This is a genomic window from Rhodococcus maanshanensis NBRC 100610 (genome assembly GCF_001894865.1).
Lineage (GTDB): Bacteria > Actinomycetota > Actinomycetes > Mycobacteriales > Mycobacteriaceae > Rhodococcus_G > Rhodococcus_G maanshanensis.
Map to the genome: position 1 here is coordinate 101,355 of NZ_BCXA01000017.1, position 17,023 is coordinate 118,377.

The 17,023-nt window shown below is 69.1% G+C and carries 15 protein-coding genes; 3 read left to right on the top strand and 12 right to left on the bottom strand.

The genetic code is table 11. The features are described from left to right. Positions 1 to 52: 52 nt before the first annotated feature. From RM1_RS09625 to RM1_RS09635, 3 genes are all read right to left on the bottom strand, one after another. Positions 53 to 523: a DUF5130 domain-containing protein gene (locus tag RM1_RS09625; protein WP_027499855.1), complete on the bottom strand. Its 471-nt coding sequence runs from the start codon at positions 521 to 523 to the stop codon at positions 53 to 55. Beyond that, positions 510 to 767, bottom strand: coding sequence for an aa3-type cytochrome oxidase subunit CtaJ (gene ctaJ, locus RM1_RS09630; RefSeq protein ID WP_072751078.1), 258 nt, complete (start codon positions 765 to 767; stop codon positions 510 to 512). The genes RM1_RS09625 and ctaJ overlap by 14 nt, the downstream gene beginning before the upstream one ends. Before the next feature lie 63 nt (positions 768 to 830). Next, positions 831 to 1,493: an HNH endonuclease gene (locus RM1_RS09635; protein WP_072751126.1), complete on the bottom strand. Its 663-nt coding sequence runs from the start codon at positions 1,491 to 1,493 to the stop codon at positions 831 to 833. Between the two features lie 153 nt (positions 1,494 to 1,646). Here RM1_RS09635 and RM1_RS09640 point away from each other — a divergent pair, with 153 nt between their 5' ends. Together RM1_RS09640 and RM1_RS09645 are read left to right on the top strand one after the other, a co-directional pair. Next, a complete protein-coding gene (locus tag RM1_RS09640) occupies positions 1,647 to 2,042 on the top strand; it encodes a globin (RefSeq protein ID WP_092667846.1) in 396 nt (131 codons plus the stop codon). 68 nt (positions 2,043 to 2,110) lie between these two features. After that, positions 2,111 to 3,700: a glycoside hydrolase family 13 protein gene (locus RM1_RS09645; protein ID WP_072751080.1), complete on the top strand. Its 1,590-nt coding sequence runs from the start codon at positions 2,111 to 2,113 to the stop codon at positions 3,698 to 3,700. A gap of 16 nt (positions 3,701 to 3,716) precedes the next feature. Here RM1_RS09645 and RM1_RS09650 read toward each other — a convergent pair whose 3' ends face one another. The 9 genes from RM1_RS09650 to RM1_RS09690 all read right to left on the bottom strand — a co-directional run bounded on the left by RM1_RS09650 (position 3,717) and on the right by RM1_RS09690 (position 15,908). After that, positions 3,717 to 4,403, bottom strand: coding sequence for a DUF8010 domain-containing protein (locus RM1_RS09650; RefSeq protein ID WP_072751081.1), 687 nt, complete (start codon positions 4,401 to 4,403; stop codon positions 3,717 to 3,719). Continuing rightward, positions 4,396 to 4,848: an acyl-CoA thioesterase gene (locus RM1_RS09655; RefSeq protein ID WP_257017437.1), complete on the bottom strand. Its 453-nt coding sequence runs from the start codon at positions 4,846 to 4,848 to the stop codon at positions 4,396 to 4,398. Before RM1_RS09655 ends, RM1_RS09650 begins: the two co-directional genes overlap by 8 nt. A 16-nt stretch (positions 4,849 to 4,864) precedes the next feature. Next, positions 4,865 to 9,754, bottom strand: coding sequence for an NAD-glutamate dehydrogenase (locus RM1_RS09660; RefSeq protein WP_072751127.1), 4,890 nt, complete (start codon positions 9,752 to 9,754; stop codon positions 4,865 to 4,867). A gap of 96 nt (positions 9,755 to 9,850) precedes the next feature. Next, positions 9,851 to 10,273, bottom strand: a complete 423-nt coding sequence (locus tag RM1_RS09665) for an acyl-CoA thioesterase (RefSeq protein ID WP_072751082.1) — start codon at positions 10,271 to 10,273, stop codon at positions 9,851 to 9,853. A 3-nt stretch (positions 10,274 to 10,276) separates the two neighbouring features. Next, positions 10,277 to 11,956 (bottom strand): energy-dependent translational throttle protein EttA, encoded by a 1,680-nt coding sequence (gene ettA, locus RM1_RS09670; RefSeq protein ID WP_072751083.1) that lies wholly within the window; start codon positions 11,954 to 11,956, stop codon positions 10,277 to 10,279. 111 nt (positions 11,957 to 12,067) lie between these two features. Beyond that, positions 12,068 to 13,234 carry a lipase family protein gene (locus RM1_RS09675; protein WP_072751084.1) on the bottom strand — a complete coding sequence of 389 codons (1,167 nt, stop codon included), beginning with the start codon at positions 13,232 to 13,234 and terminating at the stop codon, positions 12,068 to 12,070. A 185-nt stretch (positions 13,235 to 13,419) separates the two neighbouring features. Continuing rightward, positions 13,420 to 14,547, bottom strand: coding sequence for an alpha/beta hydrolase family protein (locus RM1_RS09680; RefSeq protein ID WP_072751085.1), 1,128 nt, complete (start codon positions 14,545 to 14,547; stop codon positions 13,420 to 13,422). A 73-nt stretch (positions 14,548 to 14,620) separates the two neighbouring features. Continuing rightward, complete coding sequence (locus tag RM1_RS09685; RefSeq protein WP_083576621.1) at positions 14,621 to 15,091, bottom strand: single-stranded DNA-binding protein; 471 nt, start codon at positions 15,089 to 15,091, stop codon at positions 14,621 to 14,623. A 163-nt stretch (positions 15,092 to 15,254) separates the two neighbouring features. Next, a complete protein-coding gene (locus tag RM1_RS09690) occupies positions 15,255 to 15,908 on the bottom strand; it encodes a TetR/AcrR family transcriptional regulator (protein WP_072751086.1) in 654 nt (217 codons plus the stop codon). A gap of 156 nt (positions 15,909 to 16,064) precedes the next feature. On the opposite strand from RM1_RS09690, the gene RM1_RS09695 reads away from it, so the two are divergent. Next, on the top strand, positions 16,065 to 17,021 hold the full coding sequence (locus tag RM1_RS09695; RefSeq protein WP_083576622.1) for an oxygenase MpaB family protein: 957 nt from the start codon (positions 16,065 to 16,067) through the stop codon (positions 17,019 to 17,021). Positions 17,022 to 17,023: the final 2 nt, after the last annotated feature.

Sequence of the window (17,023 nt, forward strand, 5' to 3'; positions counted from 1 at the left end):
CCCTCCCGCGGCGGACCGCGGGAGGGGCACCTCCAGTTGAAGCGAAGTCGGGCTAACGCACCGCGATGGCGGCGCTCATCACGCGGACCGCGCTGACAAGGCCGTCGATCAGGTCGGCCTCACCGAAGGACGACACCGCAGCGGTCACACCGAGCTGTGCGACCCGGTCGGTGACCCGATCGGCCACCTTGCGTCCGGAACGGATCTCGATGGCGCGCTGGTTCGGGGAGACCGCGATCAGCACCGAACGCTCGGCCTCGGGGGTCTTCGGGAAAAGCGCCTCGACGCCGGCCGCGGTGTCCTCGCCGAGGTCACCGATGTACGCGTTGAAGCGCACCTTGGTCGACCGCGTCGCGTCGGTCAGCGCGTCGTCGAGGGCCACCAGCTCGTCGACGCTGAACGGCAGATCGTCGTAGGGATCGCCGACACGGTGCACGCTCGAGACGCGGCCGCTCGCGGTCACCACCGAGCCCACCGGGAGCTCGGACTCGATCACCGCCGGGAAACGGTTACCACTTGCCACTTGCCGAACCTCCGATCAGATCTGCGGATCCGGACTCGATGGCCGCGTGCGCGCCGTGGTGACCGACCGTCACCTCGTCGACCGCGGACCACAGCACCGGCTTGTGGGTCCATTCCTCGTCCAGCGAGTAGTGCGCGGGGGTGGTTCCTGCCACCGGCTTGGCCATGTAGCACAGCCCCGCGATGATCGCCGTGATGAGCGCAGGGATCCCTACGAAGATCAGCGATGTCTCAAGAATGCTCACGCCCCAAACCGTAGCCCAGACCGCCGAAAATTGTGCCGTCGGGGCCACGTCGAGATCGGACGTTTACGCAGCGCCCTCGCCGAGGTAGCGCAACCACACCGGGTCGAGCTCCTTGGTGCTGGCCAGCAGCCGCCAGTGCTGCCCCTTTGGCGGCACCAGAGCAGCCCGCAACGTCCAGCCCAACTCGCTGAGCAGCTTGTCGGCCTTGCGGTGGTTGCAGGGCGCGCAGCAGGCCACGCAGTTCTCCCAGGAATGTCCGCCGCCCCGGCTGCGCGGGATGACGTGGTCAACGGTCTCGGCCTTGTCGCCGCAGTACGCACACCGGAAGCGGTCCCTGTGCATCAACGCGGCCCTGGTCATCGGGATCCTGGCCCGGTAGGGCACCCGCACGTAGTTGCGGAGCCGGATCACGGAGGGGACCTGCACGGACCAGTCGGCGGAATGGATGACCTGCCCGTCCGGGTCCTCGTGGACGGCGCTGGCCTTCTCGCACACCAGCAGGACGACCGCCCGGCGGACGGGAAGCGCGGTCAGTGGCTCGTAGGTGGCGTTCAGAAGCAGCACCCGGCGCTTGACCCAGGAGGGAACCGCGTCGTCCTCACCTGGGGTCGAGGGTCTCAGACCCTCGTCTATCACTTGCAGCGAAGAAGCCCCCGATCCCCGCGGCAGGCGGGCATCAGTGGGCTGGAGTTGTCGGTGCGCTCGGGCGGTGTGCGAGTTCTTCATGCGACCTCCGGGAAGATTGCTCCCAAGTTGACCACGGATGGCCTGCTCGCGCACGTCCATTTGGTACAAAGATGCAGGACTTTCGGTGAACAACCGATGACAACACGAGCGCGTCGACGTCACGGCGCGAGTACGGGCACAATGGACGCCGACATGACTGATGCCGAAGTGAGCTTCTACGAAGCAGTGGGCGGAGCCGAGACGTTCCGCAAACTGACCGCGCGGTTCTACGAGGAAGTGGCCAAGGACGAGATCGTCCGGCCCCTCTACCCAGAGGAGGACCTCGGGCCGGCCGAACGCCGCATGCGGATGTTCCTCGAGCAGTACTGGGGCGGCCCGCGAACATACTCCGACGAGCGCGGACACCCCCGGCTGCGGCTGCGCCACCAGCCGTTCCGTATCGGTCCGCTCGAGCGCGACGCGTGGCTGCGCTGCATGCACATCGCGATCGCGTCGATCGACGAGGCCACCCTCGACGAGCCGCACCGCCGCGCCCTCATCGACTACATGGACATGGCCGCCGCCTCGATGGTGAACTCGCCCGTCTGATCGGCGCAAACCGGACACATGCCCTTCGAAGTCGTGCTGTCCGCACGGGTTTGGCACTATGTGTCCCTGTGACCACTGACGAGGCCGGGCCGGAGACAACAGTTCCCTGGTGGACGAACGCGGTCTTCTATCAGATCTATCCGCGTTCGTTCTCCGACTCCAACGGCGACGGCGTCGGCGACCTGGGCGGCGTCCGCGACCGGCTCGGGTACCTCGAGCTGCTCGGCGTCGACGCCATATGGCTGAGCCCGGTGATGCGCTCACCGATGGCCGACCACGGCTACGACGTCTCGGATCCGCGCGACATCGATCCGCTGTTCGGCGATCTCGAGGTGATGGACGCGCTGATCGCGCAGGCGCACGCGCGGCGGATCAAGGTCACCATGGACCTGGTCCCGAACCACACCAGCGAGGAGCACCCGTGGTTCGCGGCCGCGCTCGCGGCCGAGCCGGGCAGCCCCGAGCGGGCTCGCTACCACTTCCGCGACGGTCTCGGCCCGGACGGCGCCGAGCCGCCGAACAACTGGCCGAGCATCTTCGGCGGGCCGGCCTGGACCCGGGTCACCGAGCCGGACGGCTCCCCCGGCCAGTGGTACCTGCACATCTTCGCCCCCGAGCAGCCGGACCTGAACTGGGACAACCCCGAGGTCGCCGAGGACCTCGCGACCACGCTGCGGTTTTGGCTGGACCGCGGCGTCGACGGTTTCCGGATCGATGTCGCGCACGGCATGGCCAAGCCGGAGGGCCTGCCGGACTACGACTGGGAATCCAATCGGCTCCTGAGCAACGACGACAACGACCCGAGGTTCAACAACCCGGCCGTGCACGAGATCCATCGCGGCCTGCGCAAGGTGATGAACGAGTACCCCGACACGGTGGCCGTCGGTGAGATCTGGGTGCGCGACAACGAACGCTTCGGCGAATACATCCGGCCCGACGAACTGCACCTGGGCTTCAACTTCCGGCTCGCCGAGGCCGAGTTCGGCGCCGACAGCCTGCGTGAGGCCATCGAGAACTCGCTCGGTGCGGTGGCCGCTGTCGGCGGCACCCCCACCTGGACGCTGTCGAACCACGACGTCGCGCGCGAGGTCACCCGCTACGGCGGCGGCGAGATCGGCCTGGCCAGGGCCCGCGCCATGGCCATCGTCGAGTTCGCACTGCCGGGGGCGGTCTTCATCTACAACGGCGCCGAGCTCGGGCTGCCGAACGTCGAACTCCCGGACGAGGCGCTGCAGGATCCGGTGTGGGAGCGGTCGGGCCACACCGAACGCGGCCGCGACGGCTGCCGGGTCCCGGTGCCGTGGGAGGGCTCTGCCCCGCCGTTCGGCTTCAGCTCGGCGGAGACGTCGTGGCTGCCGATGCCGCCGGAATGGGCCGATCGCACCGTGGAGGCGCAGATCGAGGACGTGACGTCCACGCTGTCGCTGTACCGGTCGGCGCTGGAGCTGCGGGCCCTGCGACCGGAGTTCTCCGGCGACGAGATCGATTGGTACGGAAGCCCGTCCGGTTGCCTGGCATTCCGACGGCGCGGCGGGCTGGTGTGCGCGCTCAACGCCACTGATGCGCCCATCCCGCTGCCGCCGGGGGAACTGCTGCTGGCCAGCGCCCCGCTGGTGAACGGGGAGCTGCCCCCGAACGCGGCGGCCTGGCTGGTCTGACCGCCGCCGACGGGCGTCAGCGGCGCACGGTCAGCCCGATCTCGCCGCCGCGCCTGCTGAACACGGTGCCGAAGCGCGCGTCCAGGCGCAGCCAGGTCCTGGTCGCGCGCACCCGCACCATCTCGGACGCGTCGATGCGCTCGAGATCGACGGCCGCGGTCATCGGATCCGACCCGACGTGCGGAATGAATCCCATTGCGGCCAGAGCGAACACCGTGCGCATCGACACCCCGACGACCTCGCCCGCGCCCTCGACGCTCAGCACCTCCTGCGCCAGCAGCGAGGCGGGCGGACCGTGGCTGCTGCCGTGCTCCTTGGCCAGCGCCGCGCCCTGCTGAGCCAGGTCGATCAGCACCCGCGCCGGAACGTCGTCGATGTGCGCGAACCCGGCCTCGGGCGGCAGGGCACCCCGCCACGCCGAGTCCATCGAGAAGCCGGGGTCGATGTCGGCGCCTGCGGCGGCCGTCAGGCCGTTCAGCAGTCCGTCACCCGCGGCGGAAGTGTCGTCCGGGCTGATCCGCCCGGAGACGACCCGCGCGGCCAGCGCGTCGAATCCCGTCGGCACGAAGGCGACCAGCTGCCCCTCGTCCCGCTGCCGCATCCGGACGATCACCGCCTCGTCCAGCCGGATCGCCTTGGCGAGGAAGGTGGCGAGGTTCTCCCGTTCGCCCGCGTCCGGGATGGTCAGGACCCGCTCATGCACGCTTCCACTGCTCCAGGTACTCGCGCTCGGGCGCGGTCAGCCTGCGCAGTCGCTGGGTGTCGATGTCGAACGCGGCGATCTGCGTCGACGCCACGATCGACGGAGCCGAGTCCGGCGCCGCGCCGCCCGCGCGCACCTCGTACCCGATGGTGAAGTCCACGGCACGGACCGACTCGATCCACATGAGCACGTCAAGGGGGCCGTCGTCGTGCCGCAGCTGGCCGCGGTAGCGCACGTGCAGGTCGGCGATCACCGCGCCGTCCCGGAGCGTGACCGTCGGCCTGCCGTCCTCGAACAGCCACGGGATGCGCGCCTCCTCCAGCAGGGTCACCATCCTCGCGTGGTTGATGTGCTGGAAGACGTCCATATCCGACCAGCGCACACCCACCTTCGTGTGGAAGCCGACCGCGGCCGCGGTCACCGACCCTGACGTTTCGACGCTCAACTTCGATCCCTTCCGATCAGGTGCCCGCTCCGCGCACCATGCTGCGAACCTGACGCGCCGCCACCGAGAGCGTCGCGAGGTCAAGCGTCCCAGACTCCGCGATCTCACCGAGCGCTGCCCTTGCCCTACTCAGCCGTGACGAGTTCGACGACTCCCAGTCCAGGATCTTCTCCTCGGCCGTCTCGTCCGGTTCACCGCCCGCGAGCACATCGAGCGTGAGCGAGCGCAACGAGCTGTACAGGTCGTCGCGCAACGCGAGCCTGGCCAGCGAATGCCACCGGTCGCCGCGTTCGAGACCCGAGATGGCGGTGAGGAATCCGTCGATCCCGAGGCGCTCGTCGAGCGCGTAGTACAGCTCACCGACCTCCTCGACCTCGCGATCGCTGATGTCCGAGATGTCGATGATGTCGAGCGACGGGAACCCGTCGAGCAGGCTGTACACCCGCCGGGCGAGCGGCTCGGGGCAGCCGTGCTCGACCACGTGGGCCATCCGGGTGACGAGGTCGGTGACGTGATGTCCGCGCAGCCAGTTCGGGAGTTTGGGGGTCATCGCCCTGACCCGCGCGGCGTACCTGTTGATCTCCGCACCCACCGCGACCGGCTGCGGACGGTTCGACAGCAACCACCGCGCCGCGCGGTCGAGCATCCGGCGCGATTCCAGCATCAGCTCGTCGGCCACCGACGAGGCGACCGGCGCCTCGCGGATGTCGCTCCACACCGAGCGCAGGTCGAAGATCTCGGTCCCCGCGGTGAAGGCCCTGATCGAGTCGGTGCTGCTCGCGCCTGCCTCCTCGGCGAGCCGGTACGCGAAACTGATCCCGCCGAAGTCGATGGCCTCGTTGGCCAGGATGGTGGCCACGATCTGGCGACGCAGGCGATGCGACTTGATCTCCCCGGCGAACCGCTCGCGCAGCGGCCGCGGGAAATACCTGGGCAGCCGCACCGCGTAGGTGTCGCTGTCGGGCAGCTCGCTGGCCAGCAGGTCGTCCTTGACCGCGAGCTTGACGTGGGCGAGCAGTGTGGCCAGCTCAGGAGAGGTGAGGCCGACACCCTCCTGCAGTCGCTCCTCGATCTCCATGGGTCCTGGCAGGGCCTCGATCTCCCGGTCCAGCCCGCGACGGGCCTCGAGGTCGGCGAGCTGGCGCGCGTGCACCCCCAACATCGCCACGGCGTCGGCGCGCGAGGTGCCCATCAGGTCGTTCTGGTCGATGTTGTCCCGCAGCACCAGCCGCGACACCTCATCGGTCATCGAGGCGAGCAGACCGTTGCGCTCGGCCTTGGGCAGAGCGCCACCACTGACGGCGGTGTCCAGCAGGATCTTGATGTTGACCTCGTGGTCGGAACAGTCGACGCCCGCCGAATTGTCCAGGGCATCGGTGTTGATCCGGCCCCCCGCGAGGTCGTACTCGATCCTGCCCCGCTGCGTCACCCCGAGGTTGCCGCCCTCGCCGATCACCTTGGCGCGCACCTCGCTCCCGTTGACCCGCACCGGATCGTTCGACTTGTCGCCGACATCCGCATGGCTCTCCGTGGTGGCCTTGATGTACGTGCCGATCCCGCCGTTCCAGAGCAGGTCGACCGGCGCGCGCAGGATCGCACGCACCAACTCCGGCGGCGACAGCTCGGTGACGTCCTCGTCGAGGCCGAGCGCCGCGCGCGCCTGTGCGGTCAGCGGTACCGACTTGCGCGAGCGGTCCCACACCCCGCCACCCGCGCTGATGAGTGCCGGGTCGTAGTCCGCCCACGAGGATCGCGGCAGCGCGAAGAGCCGTTGCCGTTCGAGGAAGGACCTCGAGGCGACCGGATCGGGGTCGAGGAAGATGTGCCGGTGGTCGAACGCCGCGACCAGCCGGATGTGCGGACTGAGGAGCATCCCGTTCCCGAACACGTCGCCGCTCATGTCGCCGATGCCTGCGACGGTGAAGTCCTCCGTCTGGGTGTCGATCCCCATCTCCCTGAAATGCCTGCGCACGCTCACCCATGCGCCCTTGGCCGTGATCCCCATGGCCTTGTGGTCGTAGCCGACCGAACCGCCGGACGCGAAGGCGTCACCGAGCCAGAAGCCGTACCGCGCCGCCACGTCGTTGGCGAGGTCGGAGAACTGGGCGGTGCCCTTGTCCGCGGCCACGACGAGGTAGGTGTCGTCGCCGTCCCGGCGAACCACGCGGTCCGGTGGCAGCACGACCCCGGTCGCGGGTTCGACGTTGTCGGTGACGTCGAGCAGACCCGAGACGAACAGCTGGTAGCAGGACTGTCCCTCCGCGAGGAGCGCCTGTCGATCCACCGCCGGGTCCCCGGTCGGCACAGGCGCCCGCTTGACCACGAACCCGCCCTTCGCGCCGACCGGCACGATCACGGCGTTCTTCACCGCCTGCGCCTTCACCAGGCCGAGGATCTCCGTCCGGAAGTCCTCCCGCCGGTCCGACCAGCGCAACCCACCCCTGGCCACCGGACCGAATCGCAGGTGCACGCCCTCGACCCGCGGCGAGTAGGCGAACACCTCGAAACGAGGGCGCGGTCTCGGCAATTCGACGATCTGCTGGGGGTTGAGTTTGAACACCAGGATGTCGCGGGGATTGCCGTCCTCGTCGGTGACGTAGTAGTTCGTCCGCAGCGTGGCCAGGACGAGTCCGAGCATCCCGCGCAGGATCCGATCGGCGTCGAGGCTGACCACCTCGTTGATCCGCGCGCGCAGCTCGGCCGCGAGTTCCTCCGCCCGCGGCGCCGAGGCCTGGTCGGGGTCGAAGATCGAGTGGAACAACTCGACCAGCAGCCCTGTCGTCTGACCGTGCTCGATCAGCACACCCTCGATGTGGAACTGGCTGTACGGAAATCCCGCCTGGCGCAGGTACTTCGAGTAGGCGCGCAGCACGGTTGCCTGTCGCCACTCGAGCCCGGCCCGTAGCACCAGCTCGTTGAACCGGTCTGGTTCGGACCGGTCGTACCAGACGGCCGTGAAGGCATCGGTGAACCGGTGCTGGAGGGCGATCGCCTTCGTCGACTCGATGCTCCTGTCCACCTCGTCCAGCTCCGAGTCCAGATTCTCCCCGACCGTCGCGTCGACCAGTTCGCGAGCCGCGGAAAGCCCGAAATCGTAGATCCAGCACGGCAGCCCGTCCGGACGAACCACCCGGTACGGCCGCTCGTCGAGCACCTCGACGCCAAGGCTCTGCAGCACGGGCAGCACCTGGCTGAGCGAGACCCCGGCACCGCTGATGTACAGCGTGAAACGCCACTGCCCCGGTCGGGCGTCCTTGTGCCGGTACAGCTTCAGATCGATTGCCTCGCCGGCAAGGGCCTCCAGACGCGCGATGTCCCTGACCGCCCGCGCGGCGTCGAAGTCCTGCTTGTATGCCTCGGGGAACGCGGCGGCGAAGCGCTGCGCGGTCACCGAGGTCACCGAGGGCTCGGTCGCGACGGCGTCGAGGAGGTCGTCCTCCCACGCCCTGGTCGCCGCCGCCAGCATCGCCTCGATCCGGTCGCGGCCGCCGGCCGAGATCTGCGCCGACGACGGGGCCGCCCCCGGCTCCTTGCGGATGGTGAAGTGCACCATGGCGAGGTCCGACTCGGTGACCCTCGCGCTGTACTCCAGCGTGCCCCCGCCCAGTTCCCGCAGCAGGATCGACTGCATCGCCAGGCGGACCCGGGTGGTGTAGCGGTCCCGGGGCAGGTAGACCAGCGCGGAGGTGAATCCGCCGAACTGATCGTCCCGGAGGAAGAGCCGCACCTGCCTGCGCATGCCGATGGCCAGCACGGAGGTGATGGTCTCGTACAGGGTCTCGGTGTCGCTGGAGAACAGTTCGGTACGCGGGAAGGACTGGATGACCTCGAGCATCCGCTGGCCGGAGAAGGAACCGATGTCGAATCCGGCCCGTTCGATCACGGTGCGCGCTCGCCGCTCGATCACCGGGATGTCGAGCACGTTCTCGTGCAGCGCGGTCACCGTGAACACACCGACGAAGCGGTGCTCGCCGGTGATCGCGCCGTCACCGTCGAGCCCGGTGACGGAGACGAAGAACGGGTACACCGATCGGTGCACGGTGGCGGGCGCCGCACCCTGCGCGAGCAGCAGGATGGGCCGGTCGACACTGAATTCGGGTGCGGGCAGGTCGATTCGGTGGTCGGCCACCGACGCCGCACCGAGCACCCCGAGCCCGCTCTCGGGCACGATGTGGGCGATCGGGCGCCCGTGTTCGCCGGGATCCCGGAACTCATAGCGCCGGTAGCCGAGGGTCATGAAATGCCCCTCCGACATCCAGCGCAGCAGCGCCGCGGTGTCCCTGATGTCGACCGCCCGGTACCCCTGCGGTTCGCGGTCCGCGAGCTCGTCGAGTTGCTCGGCGAGCACCAACTGGCCGTAACGCATCGCGTCCGCGTCGGCGATCACCTGACGCACGTCGGACAGCACGTCCCTGACCGCGTCCCCGACCTGGCCGAGCACCTCCTGCTCGGTGGTCGGATGCAGCAGAACGAGCATCCAGGACTCGGTCAGCACCCCCTCTCCTGTCGCCGTGCCGTTGGCGAGCACGTCGAGGAGGCTGCCGTCCGCATCGCGGCGGACCTGGAAGACCGGATGGATCAGCTCCGTGACCGTGATACCGAGGCGGGCGAACAGCGCCATGACCGACTCGACGAGCAGTGGCATGTCGTCGGTGACGATCTGGACGGCGGGCTGGCCGGGCAGCGGCTCGAGCACCCGCGACACCGCCTGCCCGGAAGGGCGGCGTGTGGCCAGTTCGAGGTGGCTGCCGAACACCGTCTCGGCGTCGGCACTCGGGCGACCCGACGACCCGGCCCAGTCGATGTTCCGGAAGTACACCTCGCGGATCCCGTCGAGATGGGATGCGAGGTCCGCTGGCAGGCCCATCGTGGCCCCGTGGTCGAAGCGATCGGCAGATCTGGTCATCTCGCGGCCCACTCCCCTGGTCGAACTGACGTGACGGGTGTGCACGTCCGAGCCTAACCGCGGGGAGCGGGACGAGAGGTGAACTGACGGCGCCTTCTAGCGCACCGTTTCCGTGATCGCGTACTCCGACAACACCGATCGCTCCAGTTCCGGGAGCGGAACCGACGTTTCGGTCTTCACGTCGAAGCGCACGAGGACCGCGTCCGCGACGCCACAGGTGACCCCGTGGACGTCGCGGATCACGTGCCGGATCCCGAACGAGGAGGTCCCCACCGCGAGTACGGACACGTCGACGGTGACCGGACCCGACTCGTCGGTGATGGGCTTGAGGAACTCGATCTCCATCTTGCGCACCACCATCGCAGTGGGGCGGACGCCCGCGGGGAAGACCCGGTCGCGGAAGAACTTCACCCGCGCTTCCTGTGCGTACTCGAGGAAGAGGGTGTTGTTGACGTGGCCGAGGCGATCGGAATCGCCCCAGCGCACCTCGACCTCGCAGGTGTAGACCTTGTTCGGCACGTCCTAGCCCCGGGTGAGCTTGCGGTGGGTGACCCGGTGCGGGCGGGCCGCATCGGCACCGAGCCGCGCGACCTTGTTCTCCTCGTACGCCTCGAAGTTGCCCTCGAACCAGTACCAGGCCGCCTCGTTGTCGCCGAAGGCACCTTCCCAGGCCAGGATGTGCGTGCAGGTCCGGTCCAGGAACCAGCGGTCGTGCGAGATCACGACGGCACAGCCGGGGAATTCCTGCAGCGCGTTCTCGAGCGAGCTGAGGGTCTCGACGTCGAGGTCGTTGGTCGGCTCGTCGAGCAGGATCAGGTTGCCGCCCTCCTTGAGGGTCAGCGCCAGGTTCAGCCGGTTGCGCTCACCACCGGAGAGCACGCCCGACGGCTTCTGCTGATCCGGGCCCTTGAACCCGAACGCGCTGACGTACGCGCGCGAGGGCATCTCGTTCTGACCGACCTCGATGTAGTCGAGGCCGTCGGAGACGACCTCCCACACCGTCTTGGTCGGATCGATGTTGGCGCGGGTCTGGTCGACGTAGCTGAGCTTGACCGTCTCGCCCACCTTGACGGTGCCCGAGTCCGGCTCCTCGAGACCGACGATGGTCTTGAACAGCGTGGTCTTACCGACACCGTTGGGACCGATCACGCCGACGATGCCGTTACGCGGCAGCGTGAAGGACAGGTCCTTGATCAGCAGCCGGCCGTCGAAGCCCTTGTCGAGGTTCTCCACCTCGACCACCACGTTGCCGAGGCGCGGCGGGGTCGGGATCTGGATCTCCTCGAAGTCCAGCTTGCGGTGCTTCTCGGACTCCGCGACCATCTCGTCGTAGCGGTCGAGGCGGGCCTTGTTCTTGGCCTGGCGGGCCTTCGCACCCGAGCGGACCCAGGCGAGCTCCTCCTTGAGGCGCTTCTGCAGCTTCTGGTCCTTCTTACCCTGGACCTCGAGTCGCGCGGCCTTCTGCTCGAGGTAGGTGGAGTAGTTGCCCTCGTACGGGTAGAGCCGGCCGCGGTCGACCTCACAGATCCACTGCGCGACGTGATCGAGGAAGTAACGGTCGTGGGTGACGGCGAGGATGGCGCCCGGGTAGGCGGCCAGGTGCTGCTCGAGCCACAACACGGACTCGGCGTCGAGGTGGTTGGTGGGCTCATCGAGCAGCAGCAGGTCGGGCTTGCTCAGCAGCAGCTTGCACAGCGCGACGCGGCGCTTCTCGCCACCGGAGAGGTGGGTGACGGGCTCGTCCGCCGGCGGGCAGCGCAGCGCGTCCATCGCCTGCTCGAGCTGGGAGTCGATCTCCCAGGCGTCGGCGTGGTCGAGCTTCTCCTGGAGCTCGCCCATCTCCTCCATGAGCTCGTCGGAGTAGTCGGTGGCCATCAGCTCTGCGATCTCGTTGTAGCGCTTGAGCTGCACCATCGTCTCGCCGAGGCCCTCCTCGACGTTCTCGCGCACCGTCTTGGTCTCGTCGAGGTGCGGCTCCTGCATCAGGATGCCGACGGTGGCGCCCGGCGCCAGGAACGCCTCGCCGTTGCCCGGCTGGTCGAGTCCGGCCATGATCTTGAGGATGGAGGACTTACCCGCGCCGTTCGGGCCGACGACACCGATCTTCGCGCCCGGGTAGAAGCTCATCGTGACGTCATCGAGGATGACCTTGTCGCCGTGCGCCTTGCGCACCTTCTTCATCGTGTAAATGAACTCCGCCATGGCGACCAGAGTATCGGGACACCAGGCGACGCCCCAATCCACACGGAGCTACTGCCCGATCTGCGGCGGGCGACGACCGAGTCGCCGCCCGCCGCAGGTCAGCTCGGGGGTTCAGGCGGTGCCGAACAGCGACCGAACGAAGGCGGTCGTATCCGGCAGTGCCTCGAACACCGACGAGCCGTGGAAGGCATCGTAGGACCGGTATGTCACGGGCTGGCCGGCCAACTGCATGTCAGCCGCGAGCTTGGTACTCAGCGGAAACGGCACCGTCTGGTCGCGCAGTCCTTGCCCGATGAACACGGGCCGGTCGTAGCCCGTCGTGGGGACCGCGAGGTAGTCGCGCAGCGCCGAGCGGATCCTCTCGTCGCCGAGCGGTCGGCTGAACAGTTCGCCGACACCGATCGGGGCGGCGTACTTGTGCAGCGGGAGGAAGCACATGGACTTCGCGGTCTCGACGAGCTCACGGCCGCGCGGGGTGAGGTACTCGTCGATCGGCAGGTCCGGGCGCGCGACCTGCAGCCCCGCGATCACGTAGCCGGCGAACGCGGTCAGCCCGTTCAGGCCGAGGTTCGGGAAGCCGGGACCGCCGAGCGGGAAGAGCAGCTCCAGGTTCGCCGGGGTACCGGTGGCGACCGCACCGCGGTAGTCCAGCTCCGGGGCATACCGAGTCGCCTCGTGCGCGGCGAACATGGCGGCGTGACCGCCCTGCGAGTGCCCCACGGCCACCCAGCGGGGCGACAGCTCCGGCGTCACCTTGCGGGCCGCCCGGACCATGTCGATCACCGCGCGCCCCTCGCTGCGGCCGTGCAGGTAGGCGTGCACGCCCTCGGTGCCGAGCCCGACGAAGTCACTGGCCACCACCGCATAGCCCTGCGTCAGCCAGGCCGAGACGTAGTCCCTGGTCAGGGAGGTGACATCGAACCCGTGCGAGGGCGCGCAGTCGTCACCGACACCGTTGGTGCCGTGCGCCCAGGACACCACCGGCCAGCCGCCTGCGGGCGCGGTCCCCTTTGGCAGGTACACGGCTCCGGTGCTGAGCGCGGGCGCACCGGTCGGACCCTCGGTCCAGTACGTGAGTTGGCGCGATCCAGTCGCTGCCCCGCCGATCTCCGCCGCCACCGGCAGGGCCTTGTCGGCCACCACCGTTCCGGGTTCGCGGACCGGATCCGCCGCGGCCTGCCCGGCGGCCGGGACCGCCAGGACCAGCAGCGCCAGCACGGTCGCGCCAGCGCGCAGGCCGAGGCGATGCCCCTGTGCGCGACCGAATACGAACTTCATCGTGTTCCCCACCCTTGGTTGTTGTCTGTGCGGTCCCGCCAGGTCGCACGCTAGACGGCGGTCGACGCCGACCATCAGGAAGCTCTGGACTCGGTGCAGCGTAATACCCCGGCCCGGTCACGACTCGAAAAGACAGGACACTCGTCCAGTCCGTTTGGCCGCGATGCCCTCTCGCGGCCGGCCGGTCACCGGATCAGCGGCTCGACGAAGGAAATGGAGTCGGCCGACGAGGCGGCGAGGGACTCGCCGTGCCCGGCACCCGGGTACGCGGCGAACCGCACGTCCGTACCGGCGCGTTGCAGGTCCGCGACCAGCTTCAGCGTCAGCACGATCGGCACCACGACGTCGGCGGTGCCGTGCCCGATGAACAGCGGCCGGTCGTACCCACTGGTCGGCACCCCCAGATAGTCGGCGAGCGCCGATCGGACCTCGTCGTCGCCGAGCGGCCGGGAGAACAGCTCGCCCACCTGCGTCCCCGCGACCTGACCGGCCAGCTCGGGAGAGCACAGCCGCTCTGCCAGCCCCGCCAGTTCGCGTCCGCGCGGCGACAGGTAGCTGTCGAGGTCGAGGTCGGGTCGAGCCGACCGCAGCCCGACGATGGCGAACAGGGAGAACGTCGTCAGCCCCCGCAGGCCGAGGTTCGGAAAGCCCGGACCTCCGAGCGGAAACAGCTGTTCGAGGCTCGACGGCGCACCGATTGCGACCGCACCGCGGTAGTCCAGGTCGGGTGCGTACCTCGTCGCCTCGTGCGCGGTGGCCAGTGCGGCGTGCCCACCCTCCGAGAGCCCGATCACCACCCACCTCGGCGAGACCCCCGCATCGATCGTCCTGGCCGCCCGCACCACGTCGATCACGCTGTGCGCCGCGGCTTTCCCGTCGAGATACGGCAGCACGCCGGGCGTGCCGAGACCGAGATAATCCGTCGCGACCACCGCGTACCCACGCGCCAGCCAGTCCTCGAGATAGGCGGACTCGATGCCCTGCAACCCGGTCATCGAGGGCGCGCACTGATCGGACACCCCGATCGTACCGTGCGCATAGGAGACCACCGGCCAGCCTCCCTCGGGGGCAGGCCCCGGAGGGAGGTACACCGCCCCGGTGCTGATGGCAGGGGCACCCGAATGGTCGGTGGTCGCGTAGGTGAGCCGGTAGGCCCGCCCGGTCCCCGGGATCCAGAGTTCCCTCGGCATGTCCTGCGCCGCGATCACCGATCCTGGCCGTGCCTGCGCCGCCACCGCCGTGCCGACTGCCACCGACGCAGCGGCCATCGCGGCGACGATCAGGACCACGAAGAACAACCTCAGGCGTGCCATGCGGGGCACCCCCTCACCACGCGGGAAGACCCACAGCCTATGCCGCCACGGTGACCGAAATGCCCGGTTTCGGTCAGCTCGCCCGGAGAGCGGGATCGAGGCCGGCATCCACGAGGTCCCCTGGATCGCGCTCCGACTCCCCCGGCCCCCGGTCCGGATCCGGTTCGGCCGACTGCGCCGCCTTGGGCGCCCGGTCGAGCCTGGCTCGGCAGCGGGCCAGGTCGGGTCCGACCGCGCTGGCACGCATCTCCAAGTCGGCGCGGTCCACCCCGTCCTTGGTCGTGTATTCGTTGGTTCGCAGCTGCCCACAGGCGATCACCGGATCCCCCTTCATCAGCGAGGCGCCGACACCGGCCACCAGCCGCCGCCAGCAGGTCACCGTCAGATAGAGGGTGCCGCCGTCCGTCCACTCCCCGGTCGAGCGGTCCTGCCGCCTGACATTGCTCGCCATCCGAAAGCTGAGCACCTCCTCGCCCGAGTTCGTGGGCCGCTTGACCGGATTGGTGATCACGGTGCCGACCACCGCCGTGTGTGTCTCGTACATGTCGCTCCCCCTTGGCATCCGTGGGCCGCGCGGCCCCTCGATGCCAGCGTCCCCCGGTGGGTCGCCGAAATGTGGCTGCGGGCGAATCTGTGGATGAACGAAACGGGTGTCCACAGATCCGCGTAAACGGCTACGGGGAAACGCCGTTCGTCTGGGCGGCGTGCTACGCGAGAGGGCGGCCCGAGGTGATCGCGGCGGCAAGCGCCGCCGCATAGGTGACCAGTCGCTCACCCGAATAGGTGACGGGGTCACTGACCGCGAGCCTGCCGAGCATCTCGGCGAAGGAGAGCATCGTGTGAGCGAGCAGCACCGGGTCGAGACCGGCCAGTCCCGGCTCGAGCGCTATTCCCGTCCTGGCCAGCTCCTCGGCCCTCGTCAGCACCGCCGCTCTGGAGGCACGCAGGTGCTCCTGATACTCGGCAGGCGCCTGGTCGGGCGCGGTCAGGATCAGCCGCCACCGGGTGGGGTTGTCCACCACAACCCGCACGAACGAGGACACCGTTCCGGCGTAGGCCGCGGCAGGACCCAGCGCAGTGAGGTCGGTCGGCATCGCTGCCATCACCTGCTCGATCGCACGCCGGTGCTCACGCTCGAGCAGCGCCGCGACCAGCTCCGCACGGGTACGGAACACGTTGTAGAGCACGGGTTTACCGACGCCGGCCTCTGCCGCGACGGCCTCCATGTTCAGCTCGTGCAGGCCCGACCGCCTGGTCACCTCGACCGCGGCGTCGAGCACCTGGTCACGACGCTCCGCCGGCGGCAGCCGCGGCGCGTACTTGCGTCGCGGGCGCTCGTCCGCCGTCTGCGCTCTCGTCATCGACCCACCTCCGCGTCCACCTTAGGGATCGCCGCTCGCGCTCATGTCCCACCGGGCCAATGCTACGCAGCCGTTGTATTCACCGAGGGCAATTGCTACGGTCGCGTTGCATTCAGAAATCCACCCACCAGCCCCGAGCATCCGCAGGAGAACACGATGAGCGAACCCCGCATGCTGGCCGACCGAGGCTGGCCGTTCGATCCCGCACGGCGGCGCGAGGACAACGGATTCTTCGGGCCGGGATCGCCGACGTGGAAGGTCTGGACCAACCCGACCGCCCTGCTCGGGTTCCAGCGGTCGGTCACCCTCGAGCACTTCGACCCTTTCCTGACGGCCGCGGTCGCCGACGCCCAAGGGATCTACCTGGACCCGAGGGGGCGTCTCGACGGCACCCTCTCCTACTTCCTGATCGTGGCGGTCGGCGACGCCCGGTCGGCGATCGAGACGTCCGAACTGCTGATGCGGGTGCACGCGAAGGCCACCGGGATCGAGCCGATCAGCGGGCAGCGATACAGCGCCAACAACCCGGACAGCCAGCTGTGGATCCACGTCACCGGCTGGCACTCGGTCCTCAAGTGCTACGAGGTGTTCGGCCCCGGCCCCCTGAGCCCGGACGAGGAAACCCGGTACTGGGCCGAGTGCGCCGTCGCCGCCGAGTTGCAGACCTGCAAGCCGGCGGACATCCCGCGCTCGCGTGCCGAGGTGCGTGAGTACTTCTCCGCGGTGCGGCCACGATTGTGCACCTCCGAGCGGGCCGTCGAGGGCATGCACTACCTGCTGCGCACCCGGTTCGGGAAGGGCCGGCTCGCGCTGTGGGCGATGAGTCGGCTGATGGCGCCCGCGACGATCGCCACCCTGCCGAGGTGGATGCGGGAGCTAGGCGACTTCGATCAGCCCGCGGTGGTCGACCGGGTCGTCACGCCGCTCGCCCGGGCCGCCGTCCGCGCCACGAGCAGCCCGAGAACCGAGCTGGCCGTCGTCAAGCGCCTGCTCCCGATGACCCATTCGGTCCTCGACCAGCACTTCAACGGGGCGCCGCCGGTACGTGCGGAGACCGTCACCCCGTCGGCGGCGCGTGCGATCCACGGCGCTCGGGCCGGGCGACCCGCGTAGGG

What these genes read in the sequence shown, in the direction of transcription:
- RM1_RS09635 (WP_072751126.1), bottom strand. Translation starts at nt 1,493, where the DNA reads ATGAAGAACTCGCACACCGCCCGAGCGCACCGACAACTCCAGCCCACT.
- RM1_RS09640 (WP_092667846.1), top strand. Translation starts at nt 1,647, where the DNA reads ATGACTGATGCCGAAGTGAGCTTCTACGAAGCAGTGGGCGGAGCCGAG.
- RM1_RS09660 (WP_072751127.1), bottom strand. Translation starts at nt 9,754, where the DNA reads ATGACCAGATCTGCCGATCGCTTCGACCACGGGGCCACGATGGGCCTG.
- ettA (WP_072751083.1), bottom strand. Translation starts at nt 11,956, where the DNA reads ATGGCGGAGTTCATTTACACGATGAAGAAGGTGCGCAAGGCGCACGGC.
- RM1_RS09675 (WP_072751084.1), bottom strand. Translation starts at nt 13,234, where the DNA reads ATGAAGTTCGTATTCGGTCGCGCACAGGGGCATCGCCTCGGCCTGCGC.
- RM1_RS09680 (WP_072751085.1), bottom strand. Translation starts at nt 14,547, where the DNA reads ATGGCACGCCTGAGGTTGTTCTTCGTGGTCCTGATCGTCGCCGCGATG.
- RM1_RS09685 (WP_083576621.1), bottom strand. Translation starts at nt 15,091, where the DNA reads ATGTACGAGACACACACGGCGGTGGTCGGCACCGTGATCACCAATCCG.
- RM1_RS09690 (WP_072751086.1), bottom strand. Translation starts at nt 15,908, where the DNA reads ATGACGAGAGCGCAGACGGCGGACGAGCGCCCGCGACGCAAGTACGCG.
- RM1_RS09695 (WP_083576622.1), top strand. Translation starts at nt 16,065, where the DNA reads ATGAGCGAACCCCGCATGCTGGCCGACCGAGGCTGGCCGTTCGATCCC.